The organism is Serratia sp. TSA_130.1, from assembly GCF_052691795.1.
On the sequence record NZ_JBQZFS010000006.1, the window covers coordinates 90,559 to 105,545 of the forward strand.

Consider the following 14,987-nt stretch of genomic DNA (forward strand, 5'->3'; position numbering starts at 1 on the left):
CTGGATCGTCACAACAATAATCACGCGCTCTATTGTCAGCGCGTAACAATAGGGGTGTGTTTTATGTTTTCACCAGACATCAAGGTTAAAGTGCAAAACTTTGGCCGCTTCCTGAGCAACATGGTGATGCCCAACATCGGCGCCTTTATCGCCTGGGGGATTATCACCGCGCTATTCATTCCAACCGGCTGGCTGCCGAATGAGACCTTGGCTAAGCTGGTAGGCCCGATGATCACCTACCTGCTGCCGCTGCTGATCGGCTACACCGGCGGGCGGCTGGTGGGCGGCGATCGCGGCGGCGTGGTCGGCGCCATCACCACCATGGGCGTCATCGTCGGCGCCGACATGCCGATGTTCCTCGGCGCGATGATCGCCGGCCCGCTGGGCGGTTGGGCCATCAAGCATTTCGATCGCTGGGTGGACGGCAAGATCAAAAGCGGCTTTGAAATGCTGGTGAACAACTTCTCCGCCGGCATCATCGGCATGCTGCTGGCGATCCTGGCCTTCCTGGGCATCGGGCCGCTGGTGGAGGTGCTTTCCAAGCTGCTGGCGGCGGGCGTGCACGTGATGGTGACGAACAACCTGCTGCCATTGGCGTCCATCTTCGTTGAACCGGCGAAAATCCTGTTCCTGAACAACGCCATCAACCACGGCATCTTCTCGCCGCTGGGTATTCAGCAGGCCACGGAAGCCGGCAAATCGGTGTTCTTCCTGATAGAAGCCAACCCAGGTCCGGGCATGGGCGTGCTGATGGCCTACATGTTCTTTGGCCGCGGCAGCGCCAAGCAATCCGCCGGCGGTGCGGCGATCATTCACTTCCTGGGCGGCATCCACGAAATCTACTTCCCCTACGTGCTGATGAACCCACGCTTGCTGCTGGCGGTGATCCTGGGCGGCATGACCGGCGTCTTTACCCTGACGATGCTGAACGGCGGCCTGGTTTCTCCGGCTTCCCCGGGTTCGATTTTGGCGGTGCTGGCGATGACGCCGAAAGGCGCTTACTTCGCCAACATTGCGGCGGTATGCGCAGCCTTCGCCGTCTCCTTCGTGGTATCCGCTTTCCTGCTGAAAACCTCCAAGGTGAAAGAGGATGACGATCTGGAAGCCGCGACCCGTCGCATGCAAGAGATGAAATCGCAGTCCAAAGGCGGCGCGGCGGTGCCGGCATCGGTCGACGGCGATCTGAGCACCGTGCGCAAAATCATCGTCGCCTGCGATGCGGGCATGGGTTCCAGCGCCATGGGCGCCGGGGTGCTGCGCAAGAAAGTGGCCGACGCCGGGCTGAAGAACATCTCGGTGACCAACAGCGCCATCAATAGCCTGCCGGACGACGTGGATCTGGTGATCACCCACCGCGATCTGACCGAGCGCGCGATGCGCCACGCACCGCAGGCCCAGCACATCTCGCTGACCAACTTCCTCGACAGCAAGCTGTACAGCGATCTGGTCGAGCGTTTGGTGGCGGTCAACAAAACCACCGACAACCAGCAGAAGGTGCTGGGCGCGCTGGACGACAGCTTTGAAGCCGGGGAACCGAACCTGTTCAAGCTGAGCGAGAGCAACGTGTTCCTCAACCTGCAGGCCAGCGACAAAGAGCAGGCGATCCGCTTCGCCGGCGAGCAGCTGGTGAAGGGCGGCTACGTCGAGGCGGAATACGTGCCGGCGATGCTGGAGCGCGAAAAGCTCACCTCCACTTACCTGGGCGAATCGATCGCCGTGCCGCACGGCACCATCGAGGCCAAAGACCGGGTGCTGCGCACCGGCGTGGTGTTCTGTCAGTACCCACAGGGCGTGCGCTTCGGCGATGAAGAGGATGAAGTGGCCCGTCTGGTGATCGGCATCGCCGCGCGCAACAACGAGCATATTCAGGTGATCACCAGCCTGACCAACGCGCTGGATGACGAGAGCGTGATCGAGCGGCTGGCGAATACCACCAGCGTTCAGGAAGTGCTGGACCTGCTCGGCGGCAAAAAAGCTGGATAACGGAATCATTTTAAAGGGTGCAGCTTGCTGCACCCTTCGACATTAAGAAGGTAGAGTTATGAAAGCATTACATTTTGGCGCAGGGAATATCGGCCGTGGTTTTATCGGCAAGCTGCTGGCGGACGCCGGGGTTGAGGTGACCTTCGCCGACGTCAATCAAACGGTGCTGGATCTGCTGAACAGCCGAAAAAGCTACTCGGTGCACGTGGTGGGCGAGCAAGAGCGCGTGGAGCGCGTCAACAACGTCAGCGCCGTCAACAGCGGCAGCGAGGCCGCGGCGGCGCTGATCGCCGAGGCGGATCTGGTGACCACCGCCGTTGGCCCGCAAATTCTCGCCAAAATCGCCGGCACGATCGCCAAAGGGCTGGTGCTGCGCCATCAGCAGGGCAATGTGCAGCCGCTGAACATCATCGCCTGCGAGAACATGGTGCGCGGCACCAGCCAGCTGAAGCAGCACGTGTTCGCCGCGCTGCCGCAGGACGAGCAGGCATGGGTTGAACAGCACGTCGGCTTCGTCGATTCGGCGGTCGACCGCATTGTGCCGCCGGCGGACAGCAGCGATCCGCTGGAAGTGACGGTGGAAACCTTCAGCGAATGGATCGTCGATCAGACGCAGTTTAAAGGCCAGCCACCGGCGATCGCCGGCATGGAACTGACCGACAACCTGATGGCGTTCGTCGAGCGCAAGCTGTTCACCCTCAACACCGGCCACGCGATCACCGCCTACCTCGGCCAACGGGCCGGGCTGCAAACCATTCGCGACGCCATTCTCGACCCGGCGATCCGCCGCGTGGTGAAAGGGGCGATGGAAGAGAGCGGCGCGGTGCTGATCAAGCGTTACGGCTTCGACGCCGACAAGCATGCCGCCTACATCAACAAAATCCTCGGCCGCTTTGAAAATCCGTATCTGCACGACGACGTCGAGCGCGTAGGGCGCCAGCCGCTGCGCAAACTGAGCGCCGGCGATCGCCTGATCAAACCGCTGCTGGGCACGCTGGAATACGGCCTGCCGCATGCCAACCTGATCCAGGGCATCGCCGCCGCCATGAGCTACCGCAGCGAACAGGATCCGCAGGCGCAGGAACTGGCGGAACTGCTGAACACGCTCGGGCCGAAAGCCGCGCTGGCGCAAATTTCCGGCCTGCCGGCGGAAAGCGAGGTTGTAGAAGAGGCCGTTGCTGTGTATAACGCCATGCACAAGTAGAATCGTGATGATGAACACCCGAGCGCAGCTTGCTGCGCTCCTGGAACCCGAGTTCGGCATCGACGGCCCTCCCCACGCCTTTCGAAAAGCGACGATGGAAGAAGCACAGGCATTTGAAAACCAGGTTCTGGAAAAGCTGAACGCGGGCAAAACGGTGCGCAGCTTCCTGATCGCGGCGGTAGAGCTGCTGGCGGAAGCGCTCAACGTGCTGGTGGTGCAGGTATTCCGCAAGGACGACTATGCGGTGAAATACGCCGTCGAACCGCTATTGTCCGGCAGCGGCCCGCTGGGGGAGCTGTCGGTACGCCTGAAGCTGATGTACGGGCTGGGGGTGATCTCCCGCCACGAATATGAAGACGCCGAACTGCTGATGGCGATGCGCGAAGAGCTGAACCACGACGGTTCGGAATACCGCTTCGTTGACGACGAAATCCTCGGGCCGTTCGGCGAGCTGCACTGCGTGGCCGCGCTGCCGCCGGTGCCGACCTTCCTGCAGCCGGGCGAGGCGGATGAAGCGCTGATCGCCATGCAGCGCCAGCGCTATCAGCAGATGGTGCGCTCCACCATGGTGCTGTCCATTACCGACCTGATCGCCGGCATCGGCGCCAAACAACCTTCCCGACTCTCTCCTCTCGGCCGCGGCTAAGCGAAGGCCGCGCGCCATTCGTCGAACAGCAACCACAGCGCGGTGGCGGCCATCAGCCCGGACATCACGCCGTTGAAGGCGCGCAGTTTCCAGGTGACCCGCAGCGCGTTGCGCAACCGGTCGCCCAACACCGCCCACAGCAGCACGCACGGCAAGTTCAGCAGCGCGAAACCGGCGATGATAGACAGCGTATGGACGAAAGTGGCGCCTTCGCGCGGGGTGAACAGGATCGCCACGTTGATCACCATCAGCCAGGCCTTGGGGTTGATTGCCTGAAACAGCGCGCCGCTGAGCAGGCTCATCGGCTGCGCCTGTTCTTTGGCGTCCGGCGAGGCCGCCTGAAACAGCTTCCATGACAGCCACAGCAGATAGGCGCAGCCGATCACCGCCAGCGGCAGGCGGATGACGCCGGCCCAGCTCAGCGCCAGCGCCAGCAGCGGGATAATGATCGTCAGCTGTACCGCACAACCGACGCAGATGCCGAACAGCATCGGCAGGGTGCGGCGCAGGCCGAAGTTAACGCCCGACGAGGCCAGCAGCAGGTTGTTGGGGCCGGGAGTGATCGACATGACGGTGACGTAGCTGACAAAGGCGGAGTCCAGCATGGCAGGTTCCTTGAACGTGAAAATGACGGTAATAACGAGAGGATCAGCATAATCGCTGCGATGGGATGGTGACAGAATCACAAATCGGATATTGTCATGGTTACAGTTGTATGAAATGTAAACTGTACCCATTACCTGGAGAGAAACTGTGACCTTGCTCGATGAAACCCCGGATACCCGTTACCTGCAGCTGGCGGATACGCTGGCCGAAGCCATTCGCCGCGGCACGTTGCAGCCCGGCGACCGCTTGCCTTCGGTGCGGCGCTGTGCGCAAACCCATCGGGTCAGCATCAATACCGTGGTGTCGGCTTACCGCACGCTGGAGGATCGCGGGCTGATCGAAGCGCGGCCGCAGTCGGGGTTTTATGTCCGCAGCACGCTGCCGGCGCTGAAGATGGCCTCGGCGCCCAGCGGCCGCATCGAGCCGCCGGCGGACGACGTGCTGGCGTTGATCGATACGGTGTTCGCCGCCCAGCAGAACCCGGCCTTCACCAACATTGCGCTGGCCTGCCCGCAGACCAGCGATTTCTATCCCGGCGGCAAACTGGGGCGCATGCTGTCTTCCCAACTGCGCCGCCAGCCGGGTCTGATCGGACAATATCCGTTGCCGCCCGGCAGCCTGCGGCTGCGTCAGCAGATCGCCCGCCGCTCAATGACGCTCGGCATGCTGTTGGAGCCGGGCGACGTGGTGTTGACCCATGGCTGCATGGAGGCGCTGCAGCTGGCGCTGCGCGTCACCACCAAACCGGGCGACTGTGTCGGGCTGGAGTCACCGACCTACTTTTATCTGCTGCCGCTGCTGGCCAGCCTGGGGCTGAAAGCGCTGGAAATCCCTACCGATCCCCAGCTGGGGCTGTCGCTGGACGCGCTGGAGCTGCTGCTGAACGAGAAGCGGCTGAATGCGGTGATCGCCATGCCGACGGTGCAAAACCCGCTGGGTTGCACCATGCCGCTGGCGGCGAAAAAGCGGCTGGCGCGGCTGATGAACGATCATCAGGTGCCGTTGATTGAAGATGGGCTGTATGCCGAGATCCAGTTCGGCGGCGCGCTGTCGCCGGCGGTGAAGGCGTTCGATCGCGACGGCTGGGTGCTGTTTTGCTCCAGCTTCACCAAAACGCTGGCGCCGGATTTTCGCGTCGGCTGGATCTGCGGCGGCCGTTTTCACGAGGCGTTGCGCAAGCTGAAGGCGGTGTCGTCGATGTCCGAGTCGCAGCTGCTGTCGGAAACGCTGGCGACCTTCCTGGAGAGCGGCGGCTACGATCACCATTTGCGCAACCTGCGCAAGCGCTATGCGGCGCAGGTCGACGAGGCGAGGGCGCTGATCGCCCGGCATTTCCCGCGCGGCACGCTGGCCACGCAGCCGGCGGGCGGCTTCGTGTTCTGGGTCGAATTCCCTCCCGGCGTGGACAGCGTGGCGCTGTTCCATCAGCTGCTGGAGGAGCAGATCTGTTTGACGCCGGGCACCCTGTATTCCCCGAGCGGGCGCTACCGCAACGCGCTGCGGCTCTCCTGCTGCTACCCGTTCAACGCGCGCTACACCCAGGCGCTGGCTCGGCTCGGCGCCAGGGCCTGCGAGATGAGCGGCCTGCCGCCCGGCATTGCGCAGGACGGGTAACGGCGCGCGCCTTTTGCTACAATGCCGGTATCATTGATTAGCGTGCCATTTTGGGCACAACGGGCCAGAGACCATGAAAGAGAAAGAAAAGGCAGAGATTAAGCGCCTGAGCGACCTGCTGGACGCCTTGAACCACAAAGACGCCACCGTGATCCAACAGGGCAACCCTGAGTTGATCGCGCAGCACACCAAAGAGAAAGAGAAACTGGCGACGGAGATCGAGCGCCTGAAAAACGTGCGCGGCGAGAAGCTGAGCGCCGAAGCGCAGAAGCTGAGCCAGCTGCCGTTCAGCCGCGAGATCACCAAGAAAGAGCAGGCCGATATGGGCGCGCTGAAGAAAAGCGCGCGCGGGCTGATTGTGGTGCACCCGATGACCGCGCTGGGCCGCGAGATGGGCCTGAAAGCGGTCACCGGCTACGCCAAGAAAGCGTTCTGAATCCCCGGGCGTCAGACCTTGGTGGTGAAATACGCCTTGGTCTGATAGGGCACGGTGACCGTGTCCTTGCCCCGCAGTTCCTCTTCTTCCGCCACCAGTTGGCGCAACCGATCGATAACCTGCTCCTGTTGCGGCTGCGGCAGCGCGGCGATAAAGCTGGTTGAACGCACGCGGTTGTAGATCACGTCCTCCACCGCGCCGCGGTGGCCGAGCATAAACACCTGCTCCTGCAGCGGTTCAAAGCCTTTGAACGGGAAGAGTTTGCGCCATTCGCCGGTATAGAAACGCGGCGCATCGCCTTCGTGGCTATCGACGATCTGATTCAGTTTACGCACCCAACCGACGCGCGCATCGCGCATGTTCCACACCAGGCCGAGTTTGCCGCCGGGCTTGAGAATGCGCTGGATTTCCGCCAGCGCCTGCGGCGTGGCGAACCAATGGAAGGACTGTGCGCACACCACGGCATCCACCGACTCGTCCGGTAGCGGGATCGCGTCGGCGGTGCCCGCCAGCGTTTTCACCTGCGGCAGCGCCGCCGACAGTTTTTCCAGCATTTGCGGCACCGGTTCGACGGCGATCACCTGCGCGCCGGTTTCCAGCAGGCGCGGGGTGAACTTGCCGGTGCCGGCGCCGAGATCGATGACCGTCATGCCGGCGTGCAGGCCGATGACGTCACGCAGCCAGGCGGCGATTTCCGGCGGGTAATCCGGCCGGCCTTTCACATAGCGATCGGCATTGGCCTGATAGCCCTCGGCGGCGGCGTGATGAATCGAATGGGTCGGGGTGGTCATATACCTGGCTCCTGGCTGAAAAAACGTGCGGCTACAGTATAGGCGGAAGAAAAGGGTTAACGCGGCATTCGGCGCACGTTTTTCATTTTTCCGCCCGCGCTTTCAATGGCCGAGCAGGCGGCGGTTGAAATCCTCAAGGCGCCCTTCGGCGAGCCGAGTGAGCATGGTCTTGCTCCAGCTGGCGGAGAGGCCGGCTACCGCCAACAGGCGGCGATACTGTTCCGCATCGAACGGCATGTGCCAGGCGATGGCGATGGCTTCGGCCACCGACACATCGCTGTTGCGCGCCGCCAGCGCCAGCGGACGATCGCCGCTGACCGCGCCCGGCGACACCACCCGATACAGCCAGCCGCAGCGGCCGCTTTGCTGCATCAGCACCGAAATGTCCTCGATGGCGAAGTGATAATTGAGCTTGAAGCACGGCGAGCGCGGCTGGGTGACCTGGATCAGCGCCTCGCCCCAGCGGAAGATGTCGCCCATAAACACATTGTGTTCGGTCAGCCCTTCGGTGGAGATATTCTCGCCGAAGGCCGGGGCGCAAAATTGCTCGGCCTGCGCCGGAAACTGCTCGCGCCAGTGGGCATAATGCTCGCGCGGGTAGTGGCACAGCGCGCGGTCCGGCCCGCCGTGGTAGCTTTTTTCGGCCTGTTCGTCGCCTTCCAGGCCGAGCGGCGTGAGCCGGATGGCGCCATCCACCTGGCGTTTGGCGATGGCGCTGGGGCGCCCGCCTTCATAGGGTTGAATGCTGCCGATGTAAACGTCTGGGTGATGCATGTGCGCCTCCGTGTCTCGCGTCGAGGGCTCAGCATAGCCTGAGTTGTTCTCGTACACTACCCGGCGTTTACCTGTACGGAAGGATGTGTTTTTCCTGTCTATATTTAGGCTTTTATCGTCGAGAAAAAACCATGCGTTTCATTGTATTGAGGCATGCGGAGTCAGAATGGAACCGCTCGGGGATTATTCAGGGGCGAAGTGACAGTCCGCTGACAGAAGAGGGGCGACGTCAAATCGCTGGGCTTGGCGCTCGCTTGCAAATGTTATCGGTCACTTTGTTGATCAGTTCACCGGCTGGTCGGGCTTTTACGACAGCGGAGACGTTGGCTGAGAGATGTGGCTGCACTGTGCAAATGGATGAGCGTTTGCAGGAGCAAGATTTTGGCCGACTGGAAGGATTATCTTATGCGCAGGCCATGCGCGATTATCCAGAAGCGACGCAGTGCCTCTTTGCCGGTAAGGCAGAGGCGTCGGCTCCGGGAGGGGAGAATGCTTATGAGGTTGCCTGGCGCCTAATGGCTTGTCTGTCCGATCTGGCTGTCGATGGACAAAATCAAACGCTTGGTGTTGTTACGCACGGCCATGCTCTGCAGGCACTGATTTGGTGGCTTAAAGGGGCCTACCCGCAGGAGGACCTCCGCAGATACGGTCATCGCAATTGCGGCTACGCAATGCTTGATGTGACCGCCTCTGGTTTTAATTTGTTGAATTGGGGAGTCGCGACCCACCTGTTGCCACAAAGATAGGGCGAGGAACGGATATTCCTCGCCTGAGGGCGTCAGAAGGTGGTCCAGTTCTCTTCCGCTGCGGCGTTGGCGGCCGCGGGTTTTACGGCTGGCGCTTTCTGCGCAGCGGCTTTCACGGCGGCGGGTTCGGTCTGCTCCGCCAAACGGAACACCGAAACGCTCTGCAACAGCATGTCGGCCTGCTCTTCCAGTGAATCGGCGGCGGCGGCGGACTCTTCCACCAGCGCGGCGTTCTGCTGAGTGGTATGGTCCATTTCGACGATCGCCTGGCCAATCTGGGCGATGCCGCGCGTCTGTTCATCGGAGGCGGCGGCGATCTCGGCCATGATGTCGCGCACGTGGGTAACCGAGCGGACGATCTGCTCCATGGTATTGCCGGTGCTTTCCACCAGTTCGGTGCCGGTTTTCACCCGGCTGACCGATTCGGCGATCAGCCCTTCGATCTCCTTCGCCGCCTGGGCGCTGCGGCTCGCCAGGCTGCGCACTTCGCTGGCGACCACCGAGAAGCCGCGTCCCTGTTCGCCGGCGCGCGCCGCTTCCACCGCGGCGTTGAGCGCCAGGATGTTGGTCTGGAAGGCAATGCCGTTGATCAGGGTGGTAATTTCTGCGATACGCTGCGAACTGCTGGAAATATCGCGCATGGTGCTGACCACGTTCTCCACCAGCTTGCCGCCCTGTTGCGCGGTCTGCGAGGCGTCGGTGGCCAGCTGATTGGCATGATGGGCGTTGTCGGCGTTCTGTTTCACCGTGGCGGTCAGCTGTTCCATGCTGGCGGCGGTTTCCTCGACCGCCGCCGCCTGCTGCTCGGTGCGGGAAGAGAGATCGGTGTTGCCGGCGGCGATTTCCGCGGAGGCGGTGGAGACCTGGCTGACCCCCATCTGGATCTTCTCAATCATGGTGCGCAGATTTTGGCTCATCGCCGCCACCGCGTTCAGCAACTGCCCCAACTCATCGCGGCGGGTGCTGGTCTGCGCCTGGCGCAGATCGCCGCCGGCGATGCGTTCCGCCATCGCCAGCGTACTTTGCAGCGGACGGGTGATCTGCAGCGTGATGCGCCAGGCGATAAGCACTCCGGCGATAATCGCGATCAGGGTGGTGATGCCCATCTGCAGCTGCGCCAGGTTGATGTTGCTGCGCGTCTGCGCCAATTCGTCCTGCATAAAGGCGTTCACCAGCGTGCCGATCTCATGCGCGCGTTCACCGAGCTGTCGGCTGATCTGCTGCTCGTGCTCATAGGCCGGCAGGTAGGCCGCGATACGGTTTTTGTAATCGTCCAGGGCAGCCAGCAGCGGTTGCAGCTGCGGGCGCTGCGCGTCGCTGACCCGGCGGCTCAAGGCGTTGGCCGCGTCGCGCGCGTCGTCGATGGCCGCCATCAGCGGCGCTTCGGTTTCCTTGTTCAGGCTCAGCAGCAGACCGCGCGCGCCGTAGCGCACCTGGGTCAGCTTCTGGTTCAGCTGGATGAAGGCCAACTGCAGATCGCCGTTGGTGAGCTGGCGCTCCACCTGGCTCAGGCTGGCCTGCACTTCCGACATGTTCCAGCTCTGGCGCACCGCGTCTTTCGCCGAGACCGCCTGCTCAAAGATTTTTTGCTGTTGCTGATATTCCCCAATCAGCGTCACCAGACGCTGCAGATCCTTGCGGCTTTGGGCGTCCCAATCCAACGCCTGGCCCTGGTCTATCAGTTTGACGGCGTTATCGATATTGGCGCGGTTGTTCTGCAGATACTCCGGCTGGTAGGTCTGGCCGTACATGGCGCGGTTGTATTTGGCCTGGTTGATCTCCTCGTTCAGCCGGTTGCTGAAGTCGATGCGATCGGCGCGGGATTCGATGATGTGCAGGTATTGCGCCCCGGTGCCGGCGATGACGACCGCCAACAGCAGCAACAGCGCGAAGCCGAGGCCGAGCTTTTTACCTACGGTGAGATGGGTGAACTTTCCTGCCAATGCTTGCAATGCCGCCATAGCGTTTTTCCTTCTCCGGGCGAACGTCAATTGAACAAACCATCGGCAAGAAGTGGTCAAACTTTAGCGGATTTCAGGCAAAAAAATACCCGCCGGCGGCGGGCATCTTCATCAACGGGGGCGAATTACTTCTTCGCGGCGAAGCGTGCGGCCGCTTCGTCCCAGTTGACCACGTTCCAGAACGCCTTGATGTAGTCAGGGCGTTTGTTCTGATATTTCAGGTAGTAAGCGTGTTCCCACACGTCCAGACCGATGATTGGGAAACCGGAAGCGCCGGCGACGGCTTCGCCCATCAGCGGGCTGTCCTGGTTAGCGGTAGACACCACGGCCAGTTTGCCGTCTTTCAGCACCAGCCAGGCCCAACCGGAACCGAAGCGGGTGGCTGCGGCTTTCTCGAACTCTTCCTGGAATTTCTCCACGCTGCCGAAATCGCGCTCGATGGCCGCTTTCAGATCGCCGCCCAGCGTGGTGCCGGTTTTCAGGTTTTTCCAGAAGAAGCTGTGGTTGGCGTGGCCGCCGGCGTTGTTGCGCATGAAAGTGCGTTTGTCGGCAGGCACTTTATCCAGATCCTGGATCAGCTCTTCAACGCTGTATTTGGCCAGCTCAGGGTAGGCTTCCAGCACGGTGTTGGCGTTGTTGACGTAGGTCTGATGGTGTTTGGTGTGATGGATTTCCATCGTCTGCTTGTCGAAATGCGGTTCCAGTGCGTCGTAAGCGTACGGCAGGGATGGCAGTGAATAACTCATAATCATCATCTCCAGTGGTGTATGGGCGGCGCAAAGGGCGAGCACCGCGTAAGCAGTCGGATCATTATAGTTAATTAAATGATATTGAAAATGATTATCAATGCCCTGCTGACTGTGTGGTTAATGAACAAATCGCTGCGTTAACATACTGATAGAAAAGAAGCCTTGAGCGCCTCTTCATGCCTTGGCGCCGATGCGTTGGTTACTCTCTATACTGTAGAGAGCGCCGAGCCTGCTGCGACGCCGAAATGTATCGAAATGTGCCAATGCGTTCACTGAATGAGCACGAGTGTGTAACAACCACAAGCACGCTGTGGTAATATCGCCGCGTCGCGTATCAGCATAACAACAGTGACATTAGCGCTCCGCCGTTTTGGCGAGGAGCGCCATTTGAACAATGTGACAATCGAGAGTAAAGGAGACCCCCATGCAGGTCAGCAGAAGGCAGTTCTTTAAGATCTGCGCTGGCGGTATGGCAGGAACGACGGTAGCCGCGCTGGGCTTTGCCCCCGAAGTGGCGTTGGCGGAAACCCGGCAGTACAAACTGCTGCGCGCCCGCGAGACCCGTAATACCTGTACGTATTGTTCCGTCGGCTGTGGGCTGTTGATGTACAGCCTTGGTGATGGCGCCAAAAACGCCAAAGAAAGCATTTTCCATATCGAAGGGGATCCGGATCACCCGGTAAACCGTGGCGCGCTTTGCCCGAAAGGCGCCGGCCTGGTTGACTTTATCCACAGCGAAAGCCGCCTCAAGTACCCGGAATACCGGGCGCCGGGGTCGGACAAATGGCAGCGCATCAGCTGGGACGACGCCTTTACCCGCATCGCCAAGCTGGTGAAAGAAGACCGTGACGCCAACTTCATCAAAACCAACGACCAGGGCGTTACCGTCAACCGTTGGCTGACCACCGGCATGCTGTGCGCCTCGGCCGCCAGCAACGAAACCGGTTTTCTGTCGCAAAAATTTAGTCGCGCTCTCGGCATGCTTGCCGTAGACAACCAGGCGCGTGTCTGACACGGACCAACGGTAGCAAGTCTTGCTCCAACATTTGGTCGCGGTGCGATGACCAACCACTGGGTTGATATCAAGAACGCGAATTTGATTATCGTCATGGGCGGTAATGCGGCGGAAGCGCATCCGGTGGGGTTCCGCTGGGCGATGGAAGCCAAAATACATAACAATGCCAAGCTGATCGTGATCGATCCGCGCTTTACCCGAACCGCATCGGTGGCGGACTTCTACACGCCGATCCGCTCCGGGACCGACATCGCTTTCCTGTCGGGCGTGTTGCTGTATCTGATGACCAACAACAAGTTTAACCGCGAGTACGTCGAGGCCTACACCAACGCCAGCCTGCTGGTGCGGGAAGACTTTGCCTTCGAAGACGGCTTGTTCAGCGGCTACGACGCGGAAAACCGCAAGTACGACAAAACCACCTGGAACTACCAGTTCGACGAGAACGGCTTCGCCAAGCGCGACGTCACGTTGCAGGATCCGCGCTGCGTGTGGAACCTGCTGAAGCAGCACGTGAGCCGCTACACGCCTGACGTGGTGACCAACATCTGCGGAACGCCGAAGGACGATTTCCTCAAGGTGTGCGAATACATCGCCGAAACCTGCGTCGCGGATAAGACCGCTTCGTTCCTGTACGCCCTGGGCTGGACTCAGCACTCGGTCGGCGCGCAGAACATTCGCACCATGGCGATGATCCAGCTGCTGCTCGGCAACATGGGCATGGCGGGCGGCGGCGTCAACGCGCTGCGCGGCCACTCCAACATCCAGGGGCTGACCGATCTCGGCCTGCTGTCGCAGAGCCTGCCGGGCTACCTGACGCTGCCGTCGGAGAAACAGACCGATCTCGAGACCTACCTGAAGGCCAACACGCCGAAGGCGCTGCTGCCGGGCCAGGTGAACTACTGGGGCAACTACCCGAAATTCTTCGTCAGCATGATGAAGACCTTCTACGGCGACAAGGCGCAGAAGGACAACAGCTGGGGCTTTGACTGGCTGCCTAAGTGGGACAAAGGCTACGACGTGCTGCAGTACTTCGAGATGATGTCGCAGGGCAAGGTCAACGGCTACTTCTGCCAAGGCTTTAACCCGGTGGCGTCGTTCCCGAACAAAAACAAGGTGGTGGCTTCGCTGTCCAAGCTGAAGTTCCTGGTGACCATCGATCCGTTGAACACCGAGACCTCCAACTTCTGGCAGAACCACGGCGAGTTCAACGAGGTGGATTCCTCGCAGATCCAGACCGAAGTGTTCCGCCTGCCGTCCACCTGCTTCGCCGAAGAGAACGGCTCGATCGTCAACTCCGGCCGCTGGCTGCAGTGGCACTGGAAAGGCGCGGACGCCCCGGGTGAAGCGCTGAACGACGGCGAGATCCTGGCGGGCATCTTCAGCCGCCTGCGCGAGATGTATGCGCGCGACGGCGGCGCGGTGCCGGAACAGGTGCTGAACATGCGCTGGGACTACCTGACGCCGGACAACCCGGCGCCAGAAGAGGTGGCGCAGGAGAACAACGGCAAGGCGCTGGCGGATCTGCTGGATGCCGACGGCAAAGTGGTGGTGAAAAAAGGCGAGCTGCTCAGCTCGTTCGCGCAGCTGCGCGACGACGGCACCACCGCCAGCGGTTGCTGGATCTTCGCCGGCAGCTGGACGCCGGCCGGCAACCAGATGGCGCGGCGCGACAACGCCGATCCGTCCGGCCTCGGCAACACGCTGGGCTGGGCCTGGGCATGGCCGCTCAACCGTCGCATTCTGTACAACCGCGCCTCGGCGGATCCGCAGGGTAAACCGTGGGATCCGAAACGCCAGCTGCTGGAGTGGGACGGCGCCAAGTGGGTCGGGGCCGATATCCCGGACTACAGCGCCGCCGCGCCGGGCAGCGACGTCGGGCCGTTCATCATGCAGCCGGAAGGCATGGGCCGCCTGTTCGCCACCGACAAGATGGCGGAAGGGCCGTTCCCTGAACACTACGAGCCGTTCGAAACGCCGCTCGGCACCAACCCGCTGCACCCGAACGTGGTGTCCAACCCGGCGGCGCGCGTGTTCAAGGACGATCTGGCGGCGATGGGCAAATCCGACAAGTTCCCGTACGTCGGCACCACCTATCGTCTGACCGAGCACTTCCACTACTGGACCAAGCACGCGCGGCTGAACGCCATCGCGCAGCCGGAGCAGTTTGTGGAGATCGGCGAAAAGCTGGCGGAGAAGAAGGGCATCAAGCAGGGCGATACCGTGAAGGTCAGTTCCAACCGCGGCTACATCAAGGCCAAGGCGGTGGTGACCAAGCGTATTCGCACGCTGCAGGTGCACGGCCAGGAAGTCGACACCATCGGCATCCCGATTCACTGGGGTTACGAAGGGGTGGCGAAGAAAGGCTTTATCGCCAACACGCTGACGCCGTTCGTCGGCGACGCCAATACGCAAACGCCGGAGTTCAAGGCGTTCCTGGTCAACGTGGAAAAGGTGTAACGGAG

General features: G+C 61.4%; 12 protein-coding genes. 7 read left to right on the plus strand and 5 right to left on the minus strand.

The genetic code is table 11. The features are described from left to right. The first annotated feature begins 63 nt into the window (after positions 1–63). The 3 genes from ACUTQY_RS19335 to ACUTQY_RS19345 all read left to right on the plus strand — a co-directional run bounded on the left by ACUTQY_RS19335 (position 64) and on the right by ACUTQY_RS19345 (position 3,833). The gene (locus ACUTQY_RS19335; protein WP_046688000.1) at positions 64–1,983 is read left to right on the plus strand and encodes a PTS mannitol transporter subunit IICBA; all 1,920 of its coding nucleotides are present in this window, start codon (positions 64–66) and stop codon (positions 1,981–1,983) included. Between the two features lie 58 nt (positions 1,984–2,041). Next, positions 2,042–3,187 carry a mannitol-1-phosphate 5-dehydrogenase gene (locus tag ACUTQY_RS19340; protein ID WP_033652306.1) on the plus strand — a complete coding sequence of 382 codons (1,146 nt, stop codon included), beginning with the start codon at positions 2,042–2,044 and terminating at the stop codon, positions 3,185–3,187. 94 nt (positions 3,188–3,281) lie between these two features. Further along, complete coding sequence (locus ACUTQY_RS19345) at positions 3,282–3,833, plus strand: MltR family transcriptional regulator (RefSeq protein ID WP_016929575.1); 552 nt, start codon at positions 3,282–3,284, stop codon at positions 3,831–3,833. On the opposite strand, the gene ACUTQY_RS19350 is transcribed toward ACUTQY_RS19345, so the two are convergent. Next, on the minus strand, positions 3,830–4,438 hold the full coding sequence (locus ACUTQY_RS19350) for a LysE family translocator (protein WP_046688001.1): 609 nt from the start codon (positions 4,436–4,438) through the stop codon (positions 3,830–3,832). The genes ACUTQY_RS19345 and ACUTQY_RS19350 overlap by 4 nt on opposite strands. Before the next feature lie 148 nt (positions 4,439–4,586). Here ACUTQY_RS19350 and ACUTQY_RS19355 point away from each other — a divergent pair, with 148 nt between their 5' ends. Beyond that, the gene (locus tag ACUTQY_RS19355) at positions 4,587–6,053 is read left to right on the plus strand and encodes an aminotransferase-like domain-containing protein (protein WP_033652304.1); all 1,467 of its coding nucleotides are present in this window, start codon (positions 4,587–4,589) and stop codon (positions 6,051–6,053) included. 73 nt (positions 6,054–6,126) lie between these two features. Continuing rightward, positions 6,127–6,489, plus strand: a complete 363-nt coding sequence (locus ACUTQY_RS19360; protein ID WP_021504152.1) for a YibL family ribosome-associated protein — start codon at positions 6,127–6,129, stop codon at positions 6,487–6,489. 11 nt (positions 6,490–6,500) lie between these two features. On the opposite strand, the gene ACUTQY_RS19365 is transcribed toward ACUTQY_RS19360, so the two are convergent. Both ACUTQY_RS19365 and yiiM read right to left on the minus strand, forming a co-directional pair. After that, complete coding sequence (locus ACUTQY_RS19365) at positions 6,501–7,280, minus strand: class I SAM-dependent methyltransferase (protein ID WP_033652303.1); 780 nt, start codon at positions 7,278–7,280, stop codon at positions 6,501–6,503. A gap of 102 nt (positions 7,281–7,382) precedes the next feature. After that, the gene (gene yiiM / locus ACUTQY_RS19370) at positions 7,383–8,054 is read right to left on the minus strand and encodes a 6-hydroxyaminopurine reductase (RefSeq protein ID WP_033645117.1); all 672 of its coding nucleotides are present in this window, start codon (positions 8,052–8,054) and stop codon (positions 7,383–7,385) included. A 131-nt stretch (positions 8,055–8,185) separates the two neighbouring features. Between yiiM and ACUTQY_RS19375 the strand changes: the two genes are divergently transcribed. Further along, complete coding sequence (locus ACUTQY_RS19375; RefSeq protein ID WP_046688002.1) at positions 8,186–8,800, plus strand: histidine phosphatase family protein; 615 nt, start codon at positions 8,186–8,188, stop codon at positions 8,798–8,800. Positions 8,801–8,832: 32 nt separating this feature from the next. On the opposite strand, the gene ACUTQY_RS19380 is transcribed toward ACUTQY_RS19375, so the two are convergent. Both ACUTQY_RS19380 and sodA read right to left on the minus strand, forming a co-directional pair. Further along, complete coding sequence (locus ACUTQY_RS19380) at positions 8,833–10,761, minus strand: methyl-accepting chemotaxis protein (RefSeq protein WP_046688003.1); 1,929 nt, start codon at positions 10,759–10,761, stop codon at positions 8,833–8,835. Positions 10,762–10,886: 125 nt separating this feature from the next. Next, positions 10,887–11,507, minus strand: coding sequence for a superoxide dismutase [Mn] (gene sodA, locus ACUTQY_RS19385; RefSeq protein ID WP_004934003.1), 621 nt, complete (start codon positions 11,505–11,507; stop codon positions 10,887–10,889). A 427-nt stretch (positions 11,508–11,934) separates the two neighbouring features. On the opposite strand from sodA, the gene fdnG reads away from it, so the two are divergent. Then, positions 11,935–14,982 carry a formate dehydrogenase-N subunit alpha gene (fdnG, locus tag ACUTQY_RS19390; protein WP_143564559.1) on the plus strand — a complete coding sequence of 1,016 codons (3,048 nt, stop codon included), beginning with the start codon at positions 11,935–11,937 and terminating at the stop codon, positions 14,980–14,982. The last annotated feature ends 5 nt before the right edge of the window (positions 14,983–14,987 follow it).